17 protein-coding genes and 1 pseudogene are annotated in these 15,824 nt (G+C 69.3%); 11 read left to right on the plus strand and 7 right to left on the minus strand.

Going from position 1 to position 15,824, the window contains the following annotated elements; all coding sequences use genetic code 11:
- Window positions 1-146 precede the first annotated feature (146 nt).
- Window positions 147-611 (minus strand): hypothetical protein, encoded by a 465-nt coding sequence (locus ACFYZB_RS33710; protein WP_388764997.1) that lies wholly within the window; start codon window positions 609-611, stop codon window positions 147-149.
- Window positions 612-793: 182 nt separating this feature from the next.
- Here ACFYZB_RS33710 and ACFYZB_RS33715 point away from each other — a divergent pair, with 182 nt between their 5' ends.
- Together ACFYZB_RS33715 and ACFYZB_RS33720 are read left to right on the plus strand one after the other, a co-directional pair.
- A complete protein-coding gene (locus ACFYZB_RS33715) occupies window positions 794-1,294 on the plus strand; it encodes a hypothetical protein (protein WP_388764999.1) in 501 nt (166 codons plus the stop codon).
- A 71-nt stretch (window positions 1,295-1,365) separates the two neighbouring features.
- On the plus strand, window positions 1,366-4,890 hold the full coding sequence (locus tag ACFYZB_RS33720) for a hypothetical protein (RefSeq protein WP_388765000.1): 3,525 nt from the start codon (window positions 1,366-1,368) through the stop codon (window positions 4,888-4,890).
- 203 nt (window positions 4,891-5,093) lie between these two features.
- Here the strand turns inward: ACFYZB_RS33720 and ACFYZB_RS33725 are convergent, their stop codons facing one another.
- The 3 genes from ACFYZB_RS33725 to ACFYZB_RS33735 form a co-directional block, all read right to left on the minus strand.
- Window positions 5,094-5,672 (minus strand): GNAT family N-acetyltransferase, encoded by a 579-nt coding sequence (locus ACFYZB_RS33725; RefSeq protein WP_388765003.1) that lies wholly within the window; start codon window positions 5,670-5,672, stop codon window positions 5,094-5,096.
- A gap of 81 nt (window positions 5,673-5,753) precedes the next feature.
- Entirely contained in the window at window positions 5,754-6,110 is a 357-nt protein-coding gene (locus ACFYZB_RS33730) for a hypothetical protein (RefSeq protein ID WP_388765004.1), read from the minus strand.
- A 181-nt stretch (window positions 6,111-6,291) separates the two neighbouring features.
- Window positions 6,292-6,642 (minus strand): WD40 repeat domain-containing protein, encoded by a 351-nt coding sequence (locus tag ACFYZB_RS33735; RefSeq protein WP_388765006.1) that lies wholly within the window; start codon window positions 6,640-6,642, stop codon window positions 6,292-6,294.
- A 168-nt stretch (window positions 6,643-6,810) separates the two neighbouring features.
- Between ACFYZB_RS33735 and ACFYZB_RS33740 the strand changes: the two genes are divergently transcribed.
- The 3 genes from ACFYZB_RS33740 to ACFYZB_RS33750 all read left to right on the plus strand — a co-directional run bounded on the left by ACFYZB_RS33740 (window position 6,811) and on the right by ACFYZB_RS33750 (window position 9,241).
- Window positions 6,811-7,809 (plus strand): RNA-guided endonuclease InsQ/TnpB family protein, encoded by a 999-nt coding sequence (locus tag ACFYZB_RS33740; RefSeq protein WP_388765007.1) that lies wholly within the window; start codon window positions 6,811-6,813, stop codon window positions 7,807-7,809.
- 43 nt (window positions 7,810-7,852) lie between these two features.
- Window positions 7,853-8,320 carry a hypothetical protein gene (locus ACFYZB_RS33745; RefSeq protein ID WP_388765009.1) on the plus strand — a complete coding sequence of 156 codons (468 nt, stop codon included), beginning with the start codon at window positions 7,853-7,855 and terminating at the stop codon, window positions 8,318-8,320.
- Window positions 8,321-8,521: 201 nt separating this feature from the next.
- Entirely contained in the window at window positions 8,522-9,241 is a 720-nt protein-coding gene (locus ACFYZB_RS33750; protein WP_388765011.1) for an SMI1/KNR4 family protein, read from the plus strand.
- A gap of 632 nt (window positions 9,242-9,873) precedes the next feature.
- On the opposite strand, the gene ACFYZB_RS33755 is transcribed toward ACFYZB_RS33750, so the two are convergent.
- On the minus strand, window positions 9,874-10,482 hold the full coding sequence (locus ACFYZB_RS33755; RefSeq protein ID WP_388765013.1) for a hypothetical protein: 609 nt from the start codon (window positions 10,480-10,482) through the stop codon (window positions 9,874-9,876).
- A gap of 111 nt (window positions 10,483-10,593) precedes the next feature.
- Between ACFYZB_RS33755 and ACFYZB_RS33760 the strand changes: the two genes are divergently transcribed.
- A complete protein-coding gene (locus ACFYZB_RS33760) occupies window positions 10,594-10,776 on the plus strand; it encodes a hypothetical protein (protein ID WP_388765014.1) in 183 nt (60 codons plus the stop codon).
- Between the two features lie 239 nt (window positions 10,777-11,015).
- Window positions 11,016-11,336, plus strand: a complete 321-nt coding sequence (locus ACFYZB_RS33765; protein ID WP_388765015.1) for a hypothetical protein — start codon at window positions 11,016-11,018, stop codon at window positions 11,334-11,336.
- A gap of 448 nt (window positions 11,337-11,784) precedes the next feature.
- On the opposite strand, the gene ACFYZB_RS33770 is transcribed toward ACFYZB_RS33765, so the two are convergent.
- On the minus strand, window positions 11,785-12,165 hold the full coding sequence (locus tag ACFYZB_RS33770; protein ID WP_388765017.1) for a YybH family protein: 381 nt from the start codon (window positions 12,163-12,165) through the stop codon (window positions 11,785-11,787).
- Between the two features lie 149 nt (window positions 12,166-12,314).
- Between ACFYZB_RS33770 and ACFYZB_RS33775 the strand changes: the two genes are divergently transcribed.
- Window positions 12,315-13,214, plus strand: a complete 900-nt coding sequence (locus tag ACFYZB_RS33775) for a helix-turn-helix domain-containing protein (RefSeq protein ID WP_388765018.1) — start codon at window positions 12,315-12,317, stop codon at window positions 13,212-13,214.
- Window positions 13,215-13,501: 287 nt separating this feature from the next.
- Window positions 13,502-13,645 (plus strand): hypothetical protein, encoded by a 144-nt coding sequence (locus tag ACFYZB_RS33780; protein ID WP_388765019.1) that lies wholly within the window; start codon window positions 13,502-13,504, stop codon window positions 13,643-13,645.
- Between the two features lie 23 nt (window positions 13,646-13,668).
- Here the strand turns inward: ACFYZB_RS33780 and ACFYZB_RS33785 are convergent.
- A protein-coding gene (locus tag ACFYZB_RS33785) for an IS5 family transposase (protein WP_388765146.1) occupies window positions 13,669-14,468 on the minus strand; the annotation gives its coding sequence in 2 pieces (ribosomal slippage) (window positions 13,669-14,130 and window positions 14,133-14,468; 798 coding nt in all).
- Between the two features lie 171 nt (window positions 14,469-14,639).
- Here ACFYZB_RS33785 and ACFYZB_RS33790 point away from each other — a divergent pair.
- Window positions 14,640-14,872 (plus strand): annotated as a pseudogene (locus tag ACFYZB_RS33790) (HNH endonuclease); the annotation flags it as partial.
- A 205-nt stretch (window positions 14,873-15,077) separates the two neighbouring features.
- Window positions 15,078-15,809 (plus strand): dienelactone hydrolase family protein, encoded by a 732-nt coding sequence (locus ACFYZB_RS33795; RefSeq protein ID WP_388765020.1) that lies wholly within the window; start codon window positions 15,078-15,080, stop codon window positions 15,807-15,809.
- Window positions 15,810-15,824: the final 15 nt, after the last annotated feature.

Raw genomic sequence — 15,824 nt, forward strand, 5'->3', positions numbered from 1 at the left:
GGCCGAACCTGCCCATCTCCAGGAATGACTCGGTCAATTCCCACTCGTCATGGTGAGTTCCGCACGCGTCACACCGGTCGTTCTACCAGCTCGCACTGGCGTGCCGGAAACCAGATCCGGACACCCTGATCCGGATCAGGGAATGCCTAGACGTGCCGGCGTGCCGCGCCGACAAAGGCGTCGATCAAGTCCCGAGTCGCGTCCCGCCGGGCGACGACGTCACTGCGATCCTCTGCGCGATCGATTTTGCCGACCGCCGTGAAAGCGTCGACCGCGACGGCGATGAGCTCGGGCTCATCGGTGATCAGTTGGAGTTGGAACAGGGCGTGCTGCGTGCTGGAGCGCAGCTCGAACGAACTTCTGCGCAGGGCGATTTCGTCGTCGGCGTCGATGCCCTCGTGCTCACAGAACCAGTGGTGCAGCATGGCCTGGCGGAATTCGACGAGCAGCCCGGCGTACGTGCCGTAGATGTTCAGCCGCTCCTGACGCAGCCGCTCCTTGCGGCTGCTCTGCTCCGTGCGCCGTGCTGATCGCTGCTGGAAGACATGCGTCACCGTCGAGCCCAGCAGCGTGCCGAGGACCGCGATAACGCTCGTGACTATGGCGTTCATGGGGCACCATGCAACCAGACCTCCGGCGCGGTCATCCGGCTCCGCAGCCTCCGCCCCCCAACGTGACCCGAACCAGGAACACTCCCCGTCTGAGTGCTGCTGGGCGGGTTTCGTGGGGCGAGGGATTGGTGGGGGTCTGTCTGTAGCGGGTTGAGCGGTACGCGGGAGGGGGCGTCGTCGCGATGGTGGTCGAGGCCGGTGTGGTGGCCGGGTATGTGGTCGCGTGGGTGCTGCGTAAGGCTCGGCGGGTGGCTGGGGGTGTGGATGCCGAGGTTGATTCGGTGCTCGATGCGGGCTTGGAGCAGCTGCATGCGGTGGTGGCCGCCAAGCTCGGCGCTCATCCTGTGCTGGACGATCTGGCTGAGGAGGGCCGCGCTGGTGACGGGGAGATCAGTGAACTGACCCGGCAGCAGGTGGAGTTGGCGGTCACGGCGGCGGCTCTCAAGGACGACGAGTTCGGGCGGACGGTCACTGGGCTGGTGGCCCGGGTGCGTGCGGCTGAGCGGGATCTTGGCGGCTCGGTGGTTGCGGGTGCCGGCTCTGCGGTGTTCACCGGGGACGCTCACGCCGAGGCCAGCGGTGGCGGGATCGCTTTCGGGCAGGTCGGCGGGGACGTGCACGTCGACCGTGGTGCGGATGGCGGTGGCTTGGACCCTTTCGGGCCGGGCCGGTCGCGCCGCTGACCGTACCCGGCGCGCCGGAGGGCCTGGACGGGGTTGCGTTACCGAGTCCGTCCGCCGCGTCAGCCGGCTTGGTGTCCCGGCACGTCGACGGGCAGGGTGGCGGCACCGTTTTCGGGCACGTCACCGGAAACGTGATGGTGTCGGTCTTTCGCGACCGTGCGTCGCACGCGCGGCGGCCGGTGCGGTCGGCTTACCTGCGGCAGGTCGAGCGGATCGCACCACCCGAGCTGCTGGGTCGGGAGACCGAGATGGCCGAACTGGCCGACTTCTGCCTCGACGAGCGCTGCGGTCCGTACGTGTGGTGGCGGGCCGGCCCGTGGGCCGGCAAGTCCGCGCTGCTCTCCACTTTCGTGCTCAATGCGCCCGCCTTGCTCTCTGCCGGTCGCGTGTGGATGGTGTCGTTCTTCATTACCGCCCGCCTGGCCGCGCAGGACACACGCGACGCGTTCACGGCCTCGCTGACGGAGCAGTTGTGCGCGCTGCTCGGCGCGGACCTCCCCGTCGGCGGGGGCGAGGCTGCCGGGGAGGCGGCCCTTCTCGACTTGCTCGCTCAGGCCGCGACCGCGTGCCGTGCGGCGGGCGGGCGCCTGGTGCTGGTCGTCGATGGCCTGGACGAGGACCGCAGCGTGACCACGGGAGCGTGGGCGCACAGCATTGCCGGGCTGTTGCCCGGTCGGCCTCCGGCCGGAATGCGGGTCATTGTCGCCAGTCGGCTGAACCCCCCGATCCCCGATGATGTACCGGACTGGCATCCGCTGCGTTCGCCGGGCGTCATTCGACTGCTGGGTGACTCTTCGTATGCGAGGGATGTGCAGCGCCTGAGCCAGTCCGAACTCAAGCGCCTCCTTGCGGGTCGTCCGGTCGAGCGGGACCTGCTGGGCCTGCTGACTGCTGCCCGGGGTGGTCTGTCCGGTCCGGACCTGCGTGAGCTCACCCGCGCGGATCTGGTGACCGTCGAGGAAGTTCTGCACACGGTGGCCGGGCGTACCTTCACCACCAGGCCTGCCCGGGACTTCGGCAGCCCGCAGGTGTACCTGCTCGGGCATGAGGAACTGCACAACGCCGCGAGCCACTACATCGGTGACGCCCGCCTGGCCCGGTACAGGCACCGCATACACGTCTGGGCCGACAGCTACCGCACCCGCACCGCTCGCGGCCGTCCGCCGTGGCCGAGGCAGACCCCCGAATACCTGCTGCTGGGCTACCCGCGCATGCTGGCCGGAGCCGGCGACACCGCGCGCCTGGCCGCGCTGGCCCTCGACTCCGCCCGCCACGACCGGATGCTCGACCTGCTCGTCGGAGACACCGCCGCCCTTTCCGAGATCGGTACGAGTCAGAAGCTGCTCCTGGACTGTCCGGAGCCGGACCTGTACCTGCTGGCGAGGCTGTCGCATCACCGCGGCTTGCTCGAGTCGCGGAACGCCGGTGTGCCCGCCGGCCTCCCTGCCGTGTGGGCCTGTCTCGGCCGCCCCCAGCGCGCTGAAGCGCTGGCCCGGGCCATCACCGACCCGCTCCAGCAGGTGCGGGCGCTGGCAGGCGTGGCCGGGGTGGCCGCCGAATCGGGCGAGCGTGGGCGGGCCGGCATGCTGGCGGCGGAAGCCGAACGGCTGGCCCGGGCGATGCTCATCACGCACGAGAGGGAGGAGGCGCTGGTGGAGGTGGCCCGGGCGATGGCCGCTGCGGGAGCACCAGAGCAGGCCGAGCGGATTGCCCGAGACATCAGCACGAGGGGCAGGCGCTCATCGGTGCTGACCGTAGTGGTGCAGGCGCTGACCGCAGCAGGGGAGCGTGACAGGGCCGAAGGGATCGCCCGAACGATCGCCCAAGCAGACGAGCGGGCATGGGCGCTGACCGAGGTGGCTCAGGCGATGGCCGCTGCCGGTGAGCATGAGCGGGCGGGCAAGTTGGCTGCCATCGCGGAAGGGATCGCGCACGTCAGTGAGTACCCGCATCGGGCGGCTTGGGCGCTGGCCAGGGCGGCGGGAGTGCGGGCCGCTGCCGGTGAGCATCAGCGGGCGAGCAGGCTGGTGGTGGAGGCCGAACAGGTGGCCCGTATCGGCACGCCGTCGAGATGGCGGGTGAGGGCGCTGTGCCGGGTGGCCGGGGCGGTCGCCGCCGCCGGCGGCCACCAGCAGGCGCGCAGCCTGGTTGCGGAGGCCGAGCAGATCGCGCGTGCCGTCACCGCCCCGGCCGAACAGGTACAGGCGCTGGCCGACGTGGCTGCCGCGGCAAAGACCGCCGGAGACCATGAGCGGGCGCTCCGACTGACCGTCAAGGCCGAGCGGACCGCGCGAACGATCACCGAGTTGACTCAGCAGGTCCCGGCGCTCGCCGAGGTGGCCTCCGCGGCGGTGACCTGCGGCACGAACCAGCGGGCGCACCGGCTGGCCGACGAGGCGGAGCGGACCGCGCGAACCATTACCGATCCGCGCCGGCAGGTGGTCGCCCTCGCTCAGATGGCGCAGGCGGTGGCCCGGGCGGGAGAGCAGCAGCGGGCGCGCCGGCTGGCCGACAGGGCCGAGCAGATCGCCCGAACCGTGGTGAACTCGATCCACCGCGTGCGGGCGCTGACCGAGGTGGTGGCGGCGGAAGCTGCGGCCGGCAACTACGCTCAGGCGGCCAAGGTCGCCCGAACCTTCGTTCACCGGGGTGAGCAGGTAGACGCTCTGGCCAGTGCGGCCGGCGTGGCGGCCGCCGCCGGGGAGCTTCAGCTGGCGGGTCAACTGGTCGCCGAAGCCGAACAGCTCGCCCGAGCCATGACGGATGCGAACGCGCAGCAGTGGACGTTGGCGAACGTGACCCGTGCAGCGGCGGCCGCCGGCAAGCACGGGCTGGCTGAACGGGCCGCGCGAACCATCACCAACCCGGTGAAGCGGGCTAATGCGCTGGCTGAACTGGCCGGAACAGTGGCCGCAGCCGGAGACCATGCACGGGCCGAACGGGTCGCGCGAACCATCCACGACCGTGAACATCGGGCGCGCGCGTTGTCGACGGTTGCTGAATCGGCGGCTGCCGGAGAGGCGGAGCTGGCGTGCCGGCTGGTAGAGGAGGCCGAGCGGTCGGCGCGAAAGTGCAAGGACCCGCTGGCTCAGGTCCGGGCGCTGGACTCGGTGGTCGGGGCGCTCGCCGCTCTCGGCCGGCAACAGCGAGCCGGCCGACTGGCCTCTGACACCGAGCGGGTCGCCCACACCATGGACACAGAGATGCGCAAACACTGGGCGCTGGCGGTGGTGGCCCGGGCGATGGCCGTCGCTGGTGAGAACCAGCATGCCGAACAGCTCGCCCGCGCCAACACCGATCAGTACTGGCGCGAGAGAGCGCTGGCTGACGTGTCCTTGGCAGTGGCCACCCGTGGCGAGCACCTGCAGGCCGAACAACTCGCCCTAGCCATCCCCGACCCGCAGAAGCAGGCACAGGCGCTGGTCAATGCGGCTGAAGCCGTCGGAACCCCGCACGCCGGGCATCTGCTGGGCAGAGCATTCGTGCTGGGATCATGGCTGACTCCGCTGCCGGTGATGGCGAAACTCTTCCCGGCAGAGCTGATCAGGATCGCCGACGCGGTGTACGACGGCGATGACGCGGCGGGGGAAGCCTGAATCTCCGTTCGGTAGTGCGCTGTCTGCGCCCAGGCCACCTCCAGGGCACGGTCCTGAACCCGGCCAAACGCAGCCGACTGGCCGGACCGGCGGTTGACACGGGGCCCGGTATGTAACCCATTGTTAGGTTCGCGTTGTGCGTGGATGAGGCGCAGTGATCAGTTGCTTGGGGTCAGCCGATACCGGGTGCCGGGCAGCGGAGCTCAGTGGGCGGGTACCGGCTCGGACAACGGCTGCCACTCCCGCCTGATCAGCCCGTAGACCCACGAGTCAGAGACCTCGCCGTTGACGACGCAGTCTTCCCGCAACGTCCCTTCACGTACGAAGCCGAGCTTCTCCAGCACGCGGGCAGAAGCCGCGTTGCGCGTATCGGTCTCGGCTTGGACGCGATTGAGGTCCAGCGTGTCGAATGCCCACCGCAGTAGAGCGTGCGCGGCCTCGGTCGCGTAGCCGTGGCCCCAGGCAGCATCGTCGAAGCAGTAGCCAAGCGACGCGCTGCGGTAGTCGGGATTCCACCTGTTCAGGCTGCACCAGCCGATGAACGCCCCGTCGGAGACTCGATCTACGGCCAGCCGCGCCCCGGTGCCCTCATGTGCCATCTGCCGGCAAGCCGTGATGAACTTCTCGGCGCGCACGGGTTCGCTCCACGGTGGCGCGTCCCAGTAGCGCAGCACGTAGGCGCTGCTGTGCAGTGCGAAGAGGTCGTCGGCATCCGCGTCTTCGAAGGCACGCAGTCGAAGGCGAGCGGTGTGCAACGAGGGGGTGGGCAGCGACGTCCTCATGTTCCCTCCCCTGATCGGCGGCCGATCAATCAGACATCCGATGCGGGTCACTCGCAACGGGTTTTCTCGGCGGGCAGTTCCTCAGTGGCCGTGCCGGCCTGGGCCGTGCCGGCCTGCTAGGCCGCTGTCCCCGTCTCGGGGTCGCCCTGCTCGGCGTCCAACAGGAGCACCGCGGCCGCGGGGGGCCACGAGGTGGGCGCCCTCGTTCGTGGGGTGGGGGTGGCGGTGGGCGAGCGGATCGATGACCGCCACGGTGCAGGTGCCGGCCGCCAGGTGGATGTCGGTGCCGTCTCGCAAGGCGCCGTCCAGGGAGCGGCGGCCGTCGTCGGCGACGGGAGGCTCGACTCCCGGGGAGGCCCTGGACGCGGCGACCGCGCGCAGCAGTGGGACGCCCGCGGTGACGTCCCACAGGAGTGGCTTGACCTGTCCCGGCGTCAACGGCCGGGATCAACAGAGGGCGTCGCGGCTGGCTCTCCGCGGCGATCGGTGCGGCGCGCTGGGCGATCAGGCGGCTCGCCGCGTCCGCGTCAACTGTCTCCAGCGCGATGTGGCCCACCCGGCGACTGGCATCGGCCGGGTCCGGGCCGGGGTCGCTTCGGCTCCCGGTATGCCGCACTGTTCACGCGCCGTTGACTCTCAGGGCCCACCGGTGCACCACCCCGTCGTCACCCGCACTCGTCAGGAGGGTGCCGTCGGAGGAGAACGCGACCGCGCGCAGTGGCCCGTCGCAGCAGGTGGGGAGATTACCGGCCGACTGTCCGGTGGCGGGGTTCCACAGCCGTACGACTCCGTCGTCGCCGGCACTCGCCAGGAGGCTGCCATCCGGGGAGAACGCGACCGCGCGCAGTGGTTCGTCGCAGCCGGTGAGTAGGTCACCGACTGGCTGACGGCTCCCCATGTTCCACAGCCGTACCACCCCGTCGTCGCCCGCCGCGGCCAGCAGAGCTCCGTCGGGTGGTGAGAAACTCACCGCGGGGACGGCGGCTCCGAGAGGGGCGTTGACCGGATTCTTGAGCGCAAGCCCCGTACTTGAGGGCGGGGTTGGCTCATCCTCGTGCCGGAGCCGCGAAGCGGCGGAGTTCGCTGCGTTGTCAGTGGCCCACGCTAGCGTCATCACATCAGTTGGCGTGGGGGGCCTATGTTGTCGGGTCGCAGGTACCGGCTTGAGCTGACGGCCGAACAGGCAGAGCAGTGTGAGAAGTGGCGGTCCAAGGCCCGCTGGTCCCCCTCATTCCGCTTCCCCGACTCCAAGCAGGTCACTGTGGAGCGGCTGGGCCGCACGTGGGGGAGAGTGAAGCTGGCGAAGCTGGGCTGGGTCCGATTCCGCTGGTCGCGCCCGCTCGGTGGTGAGATCCGCTCCGCGACCGTGTCCGAGAAGTCCGGGGGCTGGTTCGTGTCGTTCCTCGTGGACGACGGCGCGGTCACCCCCGACCTGCACGCCTTGCCGGGCACGGCCGTAGGGGTGGACCGGGGTGTTGCTGCGGCGGCCGTCACCTCGGACGGCGAGTTTTTCGACGGGGAGTTCATCACGCCCGGCGAGAGCACCCGCTACCGGCGGCTGCAACAGCGCCTCGCCCGTTCCAAGCGGGGCAGCGCGAACCGGCGCAAGACGGTCACCGCCATGGGCCGGATCATGGGCCGGGTCACGGACCGGCGCGGAGACTTCTGCGCGAAAACGGCCGCACACCTGGTGCGGAAGAACGCCCTGGTCGTCCTCGAAGACCTGCGGGTCAAGAACATGTCCGCCTCGGCGTCGGGAACCGTGGCCGAGCCCGGCCGCCGGGTCCGCCAGAAGGCAGGACTCAACCGGGCCATCCTCGATAAGGGGTGGCACCGCCTTGAACTCGCCCTCACCAGGGCCGCCCGGTACACGGGAACGACGCTGGTGAAGGTCAATCCCGCGTATACGTCGCAACGCTGCCACGCCTGTGGGTTCGTCACCGAGGGAAACCGAGAGAGCCAATCGGTCTTCGTGTGCAAGAACCCCGGATGCGGCAACGTCGATCACGCCGACGTCAACGCGGCCAAGAACATCCGACACGCGGGCGGGCAGCCCGTGTCAGCCTGTGGAGACCTCGGCACTGGCCAGTCCGTGAAGCAGGAACCCGGCAGCCGGGCGACCGGCCAAGCCACCTGACCAAGGAATCCCGGTCCCTTCAGGGCCGGGAGGATGTCAACAGATGCAAGCCTGGTCGCGTCACAACATCGCCTTCGGAGCGCGACCGAGCGTGCTGTGGATCGCCACGCCCGCGGGGGCGCTGGTCGAGGTTGACCTTCAAACCCGGCAAGCGGTCGAGCACGATGCGCTGACCGGGTCCCGCTTGTCCGCGCTGGCCGCCACGGCGACAGGCGAAGTTCTCGTTGCCGGCAGTGGGGGAGATCTGGTGCTCTTGTCCGTGCTCTCCGGCTCCACGCAGACCTGCACCACAAGCAGGGACATCTCCAGGGCTGCAGCCATTGCGTTCTCGGAGGCCACGGCCGAGATTCCGGACGACGGCGACGACCTGGAGACGCACCTCGTCCTGACCGACGGAACCCGCACATGGGAAGCCGACGATCTGGCGACCGTGACCGCGGCCGGCGCGACGGATCCGACCTGGCTTCAGCTTCAAGCCGCCATCAACAAGGCACGAGCCCAGAGCGAATAGGCCGTGGAACGCGATGCACTGCCTGCGACGGCGGTGCATCGGCCGTATCTCCTGCCGGCCGAAATCCCATCAACGATTCGCCGCTGAGCGCTTCCGACGGTGCTCCCCGCCCGATGAAGGGCCGGCCGGGCCCGCGCTGGCCAGGCCGCCGCAGGGGTGCGGTCCGAGGCGGTGTCAGGGGCGGCGGTTAGGGTCTGCGCCATGACGCAGACGTTCGATGTTCGCCAAGGCCTGGAGGATGCACGCGCGGACCGCGAGGCCGCGTGGCGTTTCGTCCGTGACTTCACGCACGCATGGGTGGAGCCGCTCACCGAGGGCGACGGCTGCACCGAGGAGGACCTCGCACGAGCGGAGGAACGTCTCGGCGTAAGCCTGCCGACCGCCCTCGGCGAGATGTACCGGCTGCTCGGGCGGCGCCAGGATCTGACGAGCAACCACGATCGGCTGCTGCACCCCGACCAGATCTACATCGACGCCCGCGGCCAGGCGCTGGTCTTCCGGGAAGAGAACCAGGGCGCCTGCTGCTGGGGCGTACTGCTCAGGGATCTCGACCAGGCTGATCCGGGAGTTCATGTGCTGTCGGACCTGGCCGACCCGCAGGCCCAGCGGTGGGAGCCGTGGATGGAACGCCTGTCGTGGACGGCCGTCGAGATGGTGCTGGCGGAGTCCCTGCACGCACCGCAGCACCTGAGCGACTTTCTGTACGAGCCCGACCCCGAATACACGCTGATCCTCGAAGAGAGCTGCGAGCAGCTGCCGTTTCCGGCCTATCCGGCCAGGGGTTTCGAGGGCACCCGCTGGTTCCTCGGCGCGGACGTGCTGCTGCGGGATGAGGAGGGCTGCGTGCCTGTGAGGGCTCGAACCGAGGAAGCACTGGAAGCGGTCCGGGTCCTACTCCCGGGGGACTGGCTCAACGGATAAAGACTTTGAATGCGTGATGTCTGTCAACTGTCCATGGTCAGGTCGTGCCGGTGAGGCAGCTGTCGACCAGGTCGGTTGGTGCTGGATCTGATTGAGCCGGTGCTTCACGGCCCGGGTGGTCTGGCTGAGGTCGGCTGCGGCGAGGTTGCCGATGTCGCGTTTGACCAGTGACCAGATGCCCTCCTGCGGACTGAGGTCTGGATCCGGGCGCGGACGATCAGGTCCAGAAGTCGCGCCAGCCGAAGCCCTTCGGCTCGTCCTTGCGGCTCCGGTACTCCAGGGACGAGGGGCCTGGCCGATCCGGCCCCAGATCCTAGCCGTATTGACCTGAAGTGTTGCTCACACGGCTGATCACCGTGTACGCCCGGACACCGACGACCACGTCCAGGCCGAGCTCGCCGCCGAAGCCGCGGCTGCCGCCGAAGGGCGAGGCCGCCGTACGCGGAGCGCAGCGGATCGAGGCCCGCGCCGACGAGCTCCAAGCGCTGCGCGAGCTGAGCACACTGGAGCAGGCCGAGCCCCGCGAGGGCGACGAAGCCGCCCGTGGCGAGCTCACCCGCCGTGCCGGGGCGTACGTCGAGGCCGACGTCGACGCCTGGCTCGCCCGCGCCCTGGTCGCGCGGGCAGCGCCATCAGCGGCTCTCGAACCGGCGCAGCCCGACCCGCCGGGACAGCCAGACCAGCAGCTCGAAGAGCACCAGTACCACCGGCAGGGCCCACGCGGCGATGTCGATCCCGCTGTAGTCCGTGTCGGTCGGCTCCGGCGCCGTCCAGCCGTGCGGGTCGACGAGCACGTCCTCGGTCTGCCCGACTTCCATCGGCCCGTCGCAGGAGTCGTTGCCCAGCTCGGCGTGCTTGAGCGGCTTGCCGTCCACCCGCTCCAGATGGCAGGTGTACTCCGGCCCGTGCTTGCCCTGGTACGTCTTCACCGAGGTGACCCGCACCTGCACCCGCTGCCCTTGGTGCGCCATCACCTCCGCCTGCAGCACCGGCCCCGGCCCGGACAGCGCGGCGATCCCCACGATCACCCCGCCGACGATCAACCACCCGTTCGGCGCAGCGGTGATCATCAGCGAGAGAGTCGCGATCAGAGCGAAGGTCCCGAGCACCAGTCCGAGCCCTGTCCAGTCCGGATTGGCGGCCAGCAACGACAGCCCGACGATCACCGGCGGACCGCAGAACGCCGTCGTGGTGAGGCGGCGGACCTGCCGGGACGAGGTGGCGGTGGCTATTCGAGGCACGGCGTCAGTGTGACGAAAGGGTTCGTCAGGCTGAAAAGCGGGGTCCGTTGCCACAGCCGTCGCTCTCGATGAGCATCTGACGCCCCGCGCCGGTCATCCCGGGTGCGCCCGGTGAGTTCGTACAAGACCGGGGCAATCCCCAAGGGCCATGTCAACGCCAAGGTGAAGACGCACCACACGTACTCCTTCACCAAGCTCGGCTACACCCCTGGCAGCGCCTCCTACGACTCGGCGGTCTACCGGCGCGACAACTACTACGGCAGCAGTCGGACAAGCCGGTACGGGTGCGGGTGATCAACCCGACGCAGGAGGAAAACAACCGCAAGGCGGTGTGCCCGACCAAGGCTCCGCCGGACATGCAGCCAGGGCGGCCGCATCACTGCTTGGCGCGGCAAGATGCACGTCATGGACGGCGACCCGTTCTACGTCATCGTCTGAGCGCCGCTGGACTCCCCGCCAGACAGGGTGCCCCGTTGTCCCGCCTCTCTCCCGAGGCCAGGGGGCACCCTTCTCCGCTGAAGGAGGCTTGTCTCATGCTGGTCCGTGAAGTGACGTTCACCGTCGGTGTGAGTGAAAACGGCAACCTCATCGGATTCGACGATGACTACGACCGGCCGAAGGAGATGCCTTTCGGCTGGCGGTGCGGCCTGGCCACCGACAGCAACGCCATCGTGATGCCCACCCCCGACACCGGCCCTGTGCACATGATCATTCAGGTCCACGACGGCCCACCGGCACCCGAGCGCGGCAACGACTGGGAGCCGCCGAAGAGATCAGCCTGCGCGCCGACTTCCCCGAACTGTGCCTCGCTGTCGTCAGGAGCGAGTTCCGGGACGCCAGACATTCCGTTTTGAGATACCGGGCGCGGCGGCGGGCCGCGAAGCCCGTGTGACGCCGACCGGAGCTGTCGGCACTCGACTCCTCGAAGAACAGGACGGGGTCGGTCACTAGGCGTCGCGTGAGGGGACACGGGCTGCGATTCCGGCGGCGAATTGGCGGGCAGCCTGGGCACCCAGTCGTGGTCCACCGTGCCGAACTCCTGCAGGACGCACAGGAGTTGGTGCGCCTCCGTCAGTGTGAACAGCGGCAGGCGCGGCAGGAGCATTGAATGGCGATTCTTGAAAACGGTTCTGACCGCAGTTCCGTGAGTCATCACGGGGCTTCACCATCCCGGTGGTGACGGCAGCGGTGCCCGGCAGCCCAGCGGTGACGCGGAGCCCCGGTGGTCCGTCCGGCCGGTTCTGGCGGGACGGCCACCGTCGGGCCGGTGGAGGCCGGCGCATTTCGCGCTCAGGCCGTCGCTCAGGCTGTGCCGAGCGGATTGAGCACGGCGAACCTCCAGTAGCCGTCGGCGCCTCGGCACGCGACATTGGCGGTGGTGCCGGTCGGGGCGAGACGCTCGCCGTCGGGGGCGGTGACCTCGAGCGTCCAGTCGGTGACCAGCAGCGCGGCCTCGGCGCCGACCAGGGTGTGCCGGGGGATGTTGGTGAGCCGTCCACGGGCGGCGACGGTCCCGCTGATCTCCCGGCGCAGCGCCTCGTGACCGGTGATGACCTCGCCGGCCGGTGTGCGCATGGTGGCGCCAGGCGCGAACAGGGCCAGCACGCCCTCGACGTCACCGCCGTTCAGGGCATCCTCGAACGCTCCGGGCAGCAGTGCGGGATCGGTGATCGCAGTCTTCACAGGGGTGGGTCCTTATCTGGTGTGTGCCCATCGGGGCAGGGATGCACGAGCGCGCCGCGGGCATCAGCGGCACAGGCCGGCAGGTCGCGGCGACGCCTCCACGATCCCCGCCAAGGGGCTCCCGCGACGAGGTAGAGTCGGGTCCCACCATGGTCAAAGTTGGACAACGCGACGTCATCGACATCGCCTACCTCAATCCCGACCGCCCGCGGCTGGGCATCGAGGTCCTGACGTACGACGTCCTGCGCCGCCGCATGAAGAGGGCGGTCGCCCGCACCGCGAGCCGACCGGACTTCCACCAACTGCTCCTCGTACGAGGCGGCGAGGCAACCATGATGGTCGATTTCGTCCCCCAGCCCTGCGCACCGGGCAGACTGCTGCATCTGCGGCCCGGGCAGGTCCAGCGGTTCCCGGCCGATGCGGAGGGCCGCCTGGCCGACTTGGATGCCGTGCTGGTGCTGTTCACCGCCGCCTTCCCACCGCGCCTGCCTCAACTCGCGTCCCTCCTCGACGGCTTCGGCCCTGCCGGCTGGACGCTGTCCCCGGGCGACCACCAGGTCCTCGACCGGGCCCTGGCCGAGATCGCGGCCGAATACCACACCCTGGAGGACCGCCGGGAGGACACGGACGCCGACCTCACCGTCCCACTGCTGCGCCAGCTCCTCGGCGCGGTGCTGCTGCGCCTGGCGCGGCTGCCCCATCCGGACCGCGCCGCCTCGGCGAGGGCCGGCGGCGAGGTCTTCCGTGCCTTCCGGTACGAGCTGGAACGCTCCTTCGCCGCCACCCGCTCCGTGCAGAGCTACGCCGCCCGACTCGGCTACTCACCACGCACCCTGACCCGGGCCTGCCAGGCCGCCACCGGCCGCACCGCCAAAGAACTCATCGACGCCCGCGCCGCCCTAGAGGCCCAGCGTCTGCTCGTCCACACCGACCTGCCCGTCGCCGCGATCGGCCGGATGCTCGGATTCTCCGAACCCGCCAACTTCGGGAAGTTCTTCGCCCGCGAGACCGGCGACACCCCCGGCGGCTTCCGCACCCGCCGGCGCTAGCCAGGAGACCGGGCAGCACGGCGTCAGGCCAATCACCCGCCGGCCGACTGCCGTTTCGGCACCTGCCATGGCCAGGCAGACGCAGCGGAACGGTCCCGCGTACCAACCACTGGCCTGCGGCTTCACGGAAACACGGCCAGACCCCTGAACGGCTCTGGCCGCACCGGTGCTGCCTCGTCTACAACGCGGCCTTCGACAGAGCAGTATGGGAACGGGAAATCCAGCGCCTGCCGCAGCCTGCACGCACCAGTTGGGCGACCCTGCACCCTCGCACGTGGACAGATGCCATGGCACCCTACGCAGCCTGGAAGGGACTCTGGTCCGCCCGCCACTGCTCCTACCGCTACCAGCCTCTCGACGGCATCTACGACGCCGTCACCAACTGCCGGCGCCTGCTGACCACCATGCACCGCATGTGCTCAACGCGCTGACGCTGCCCCTCTAAGAAGTCATCTCATTTGGTGAGTCTGCGATAGCAGATGAGGGTGCAAGCGATGCTGGTGAAGGCCAGGAAGTGTTCGGCTTTGCGTTCGTAGCGGCGGTGGAGGCGGCGGCATCCGGCGAGCCAGGCCATCGTGCGTTCGATGGTCCAGCGGTGGCGTCCGAGCCGCTGGGAGGACTCGACGCCTTTGCGGGCGATGCGGTGCCGGATGCCGCGCTGGCGTAACCATCGGCGCAGATGGTTGTAGTCGTAGCCCTTGTCGCCGTGGAGTTTGGCCGGCCGTCGCCGACGCGGTCCGCGCCGGGAGCGGATGGGTGGGATGCCTCGCACGAGCGGTTCGAGGGCCTGGCTGTCGTGCAGGTTGGCGCCGGATATCCCGACGGACAGGGGCAGTCCGGTTCGCTCGGTGATCAAGTGGATCTTTGAGCCGTACTTGCCGCGATCCACCGGATTCGGACCTGTCAGGTCCCCCTTTTCAGGGCCCGCATGTTCACCGAGTCGATCGCGCAGCGAGACCAGTCCAGTTCACCCTGGGAGCCGAGCTCGTCGAGGACCAGGCGATGGAGCTTGGCCCACACCCGGGCCTTCGACCACTCGGCGAAACGCCGGTGAGCCGTGGGCCCTGAAGGGCCGAACGAGGCGGACGGCAACTGTTGCCACGTGCAGCCCGACGTGGCCACGAACACGATCGCAGCCAGTACCTCCCGGTCACCGTGCCGGCGCCGACCGCCTCCCTGAGGCCGACTCGGCGCCTCCGGCACCACTCGCTGGAACAACTCCCACAGCTCATCCGGCACCAGCCGCTCAACGATCCCCACGCCTATAGCCTATCGAACACCCCAAATGAGATGACCTCTAAGACTCGGCGGCCGCCATACGGCCGCGCGACAGCCGATGTCTCCGTGCGTCGGGATCGCAAGCAGGCCGAACCGACTTCAGACCCATGACCCGAGAAGGGCTCCCGCTCCTCCGTCCACCCAGGCGATCTCGACATCGACCACATGGTCCGGTCCCCCTGGCCAACGCCTGGCGGTCCGGCGCCGACACCTGGAGCACCGACAAGCGCAAGAAGTTCGCCAACGACCTCGACCACGCGCAGCCGATCGCCGTCTCCGCCGCCTCCAACCGCTCCAAGGGCGATCAGTCCCCGGACCAGTGGGCGCCCCCGAACAAGGACTACTGGTGCATCTACTCGCGGGCCTGGACCGACATCAAGTACCTCCAGTGCCGCATCAGACAACGTTCGTCCTGTCGGCATCCCCGCCCGGGCCAGGGTGGAGTCCTTCGTGATACGTTCCTGCCGCCGTGCACTGCTGCGAACTGAGGAGGTGAGACCGATCAACGCTTTGACAGGTCGGGCCTTCCTCCCTCGCATGGCCTAGGGAGCGCCCGCAGAGGCATCCCGAAAGGCATGAACCGCTATGCGCTTCATATCTGAGACGTCGTCCGACGGCGTCCGCGAACAGCTCTTCACCCTCGGCTACATTCCTGGCGTGTTGTGGACGCCAGAAGGTGCCGTCGCCACTCGTCCGCTCGTCTTGATGGGACACGGTGGCGGTCAGCACAAGAAGGCCCCTGACATCCTGGCTCGTGCACGCCGCCTCGTGACCGAATGCGGTTTCGCGGTCGTGGCGGTCGACGTTCCCGCCCATGGCGACCGGCCGAAGGTTGAGGAGTACGACCGGATCGCGACTGAGAACCAGGCTCGCGTGGAAGCCGGTGAAGAGTTGGCCCCGCTGATCGCCGGCTTCCAGGCGCTCGTGGCCCGCCAGACCGTGCCGGAATGGCGGGCGGTCCTGGACGCGGTTCAGCAACTCGAGCACGTAGGTGCCGGCCCGGTGGGTTACTGGGGGATTTCGCTGGGATGCGGACTCGGTGTTCCGTTCGTCGCTGCCGAACCGCGGGTCCGCGCCGCGGTACTGGGCTTGGGTGGGGTGCTGGCGTCGGCCGAGGCCGCCGCGCGGGTCACCGTCCCAGTGGAGTTCTTGGTGCAGTGGGACGATGAGCGGGTGCCGCGGGTTCAGAGCTTGGCGCTGTTCGACGCCTTGGCCTCGGCCGAGAAAACGTTGCACGCCAACCCCGGCAAGCACGGGGAGATCCCGGCATTCGAGCTGGAGAGCACGCTGAGGTTCTTCGCCCGACACCTCGGCTGACACCGCCGCCTGCAG

This window comes from Streptomyces sp. NPDC001852 (assembly GCF_042891825.1).
Lineage (GTDB): Bacteria > Actinomycetota > Actinomycetes > Streptomycetales > Streptomycetaceae > Streptomyces.

Bases quoted from the DNA above. Each gene is read 5' to 3' on its own strand.
- ACFYZB_RS33765 (WP_388765015.1), top strand. From the start codon at position 11,016: ATGCTGGTCCGTGAAGTGACGTTCACCGTCGGTGTGAGTGAAAACGGC.
- ACFYZB_RS33745 (WP_388765009.1), top strand. From the start codon at position 7,853: ATGCAAGCCTGGTCGCGTCACAACATCGCCTTCGGAGCGCGACCGAGC.
- ACFYZB_RS33780 (WP_388765019.1), top strand. From the start codon at position 13,502: ATGGCACCCTACGCAGCCTGGAAGGGACTCTGGTCCGCCCGCCACTGC.
- ACFYZB_RS33775 (WP_388765018.1), top strand. From the start codon at position 12,315: ATGGTCAAAGTTGGACAACGCGACGTCATCGACATCGCCTACCTCAAT.
- ACFYZB_RS33795 (WP_388765020.1), top strand. From the start codon at position 15,078: ATGCGCTTCATATCTGAGACGTCGTCCGACGGCGTCCGCGAACAGCTC.
- ACFYZB_RS33715 (WP_388764999.1), top strand. From the start codon at position 794: ATGGTGGTCGAGGCCGGTGTGGTGGCCGGGTATGTGGTCGCGTGGGTG.
- ACFYZB_RS33750 (WP_388765011.1), top strand. From the start codon at position 8,522: ATGACGCAGACGTTCGATGTTCGCCAAGGCCTGGAGGATGCACGCGCG.
- ACFYZB_RS33710 (WP_388764997.1), bottom strand. From the start codon at position 611: ATGAACGCCATAGTCACGAGCGTTATCGCGGTCCTCGGCACGCTGCTG.
- ACFYZB_RS33740 (WP_388765007.1), top strand. From the start codon at position 6,811: ATGTTGTCGGGTCGCAGGTACCGGCTTGAGCTGACGGCCGAACAGGCA.
- ACFYZB_RS33725 (WP_388765003.1), bottom strand. From the start codon at position 5,672: ATGAGGACGTCGCTGCCCACCCCCTCGTTGCACACCGCTCGCCTTCGA.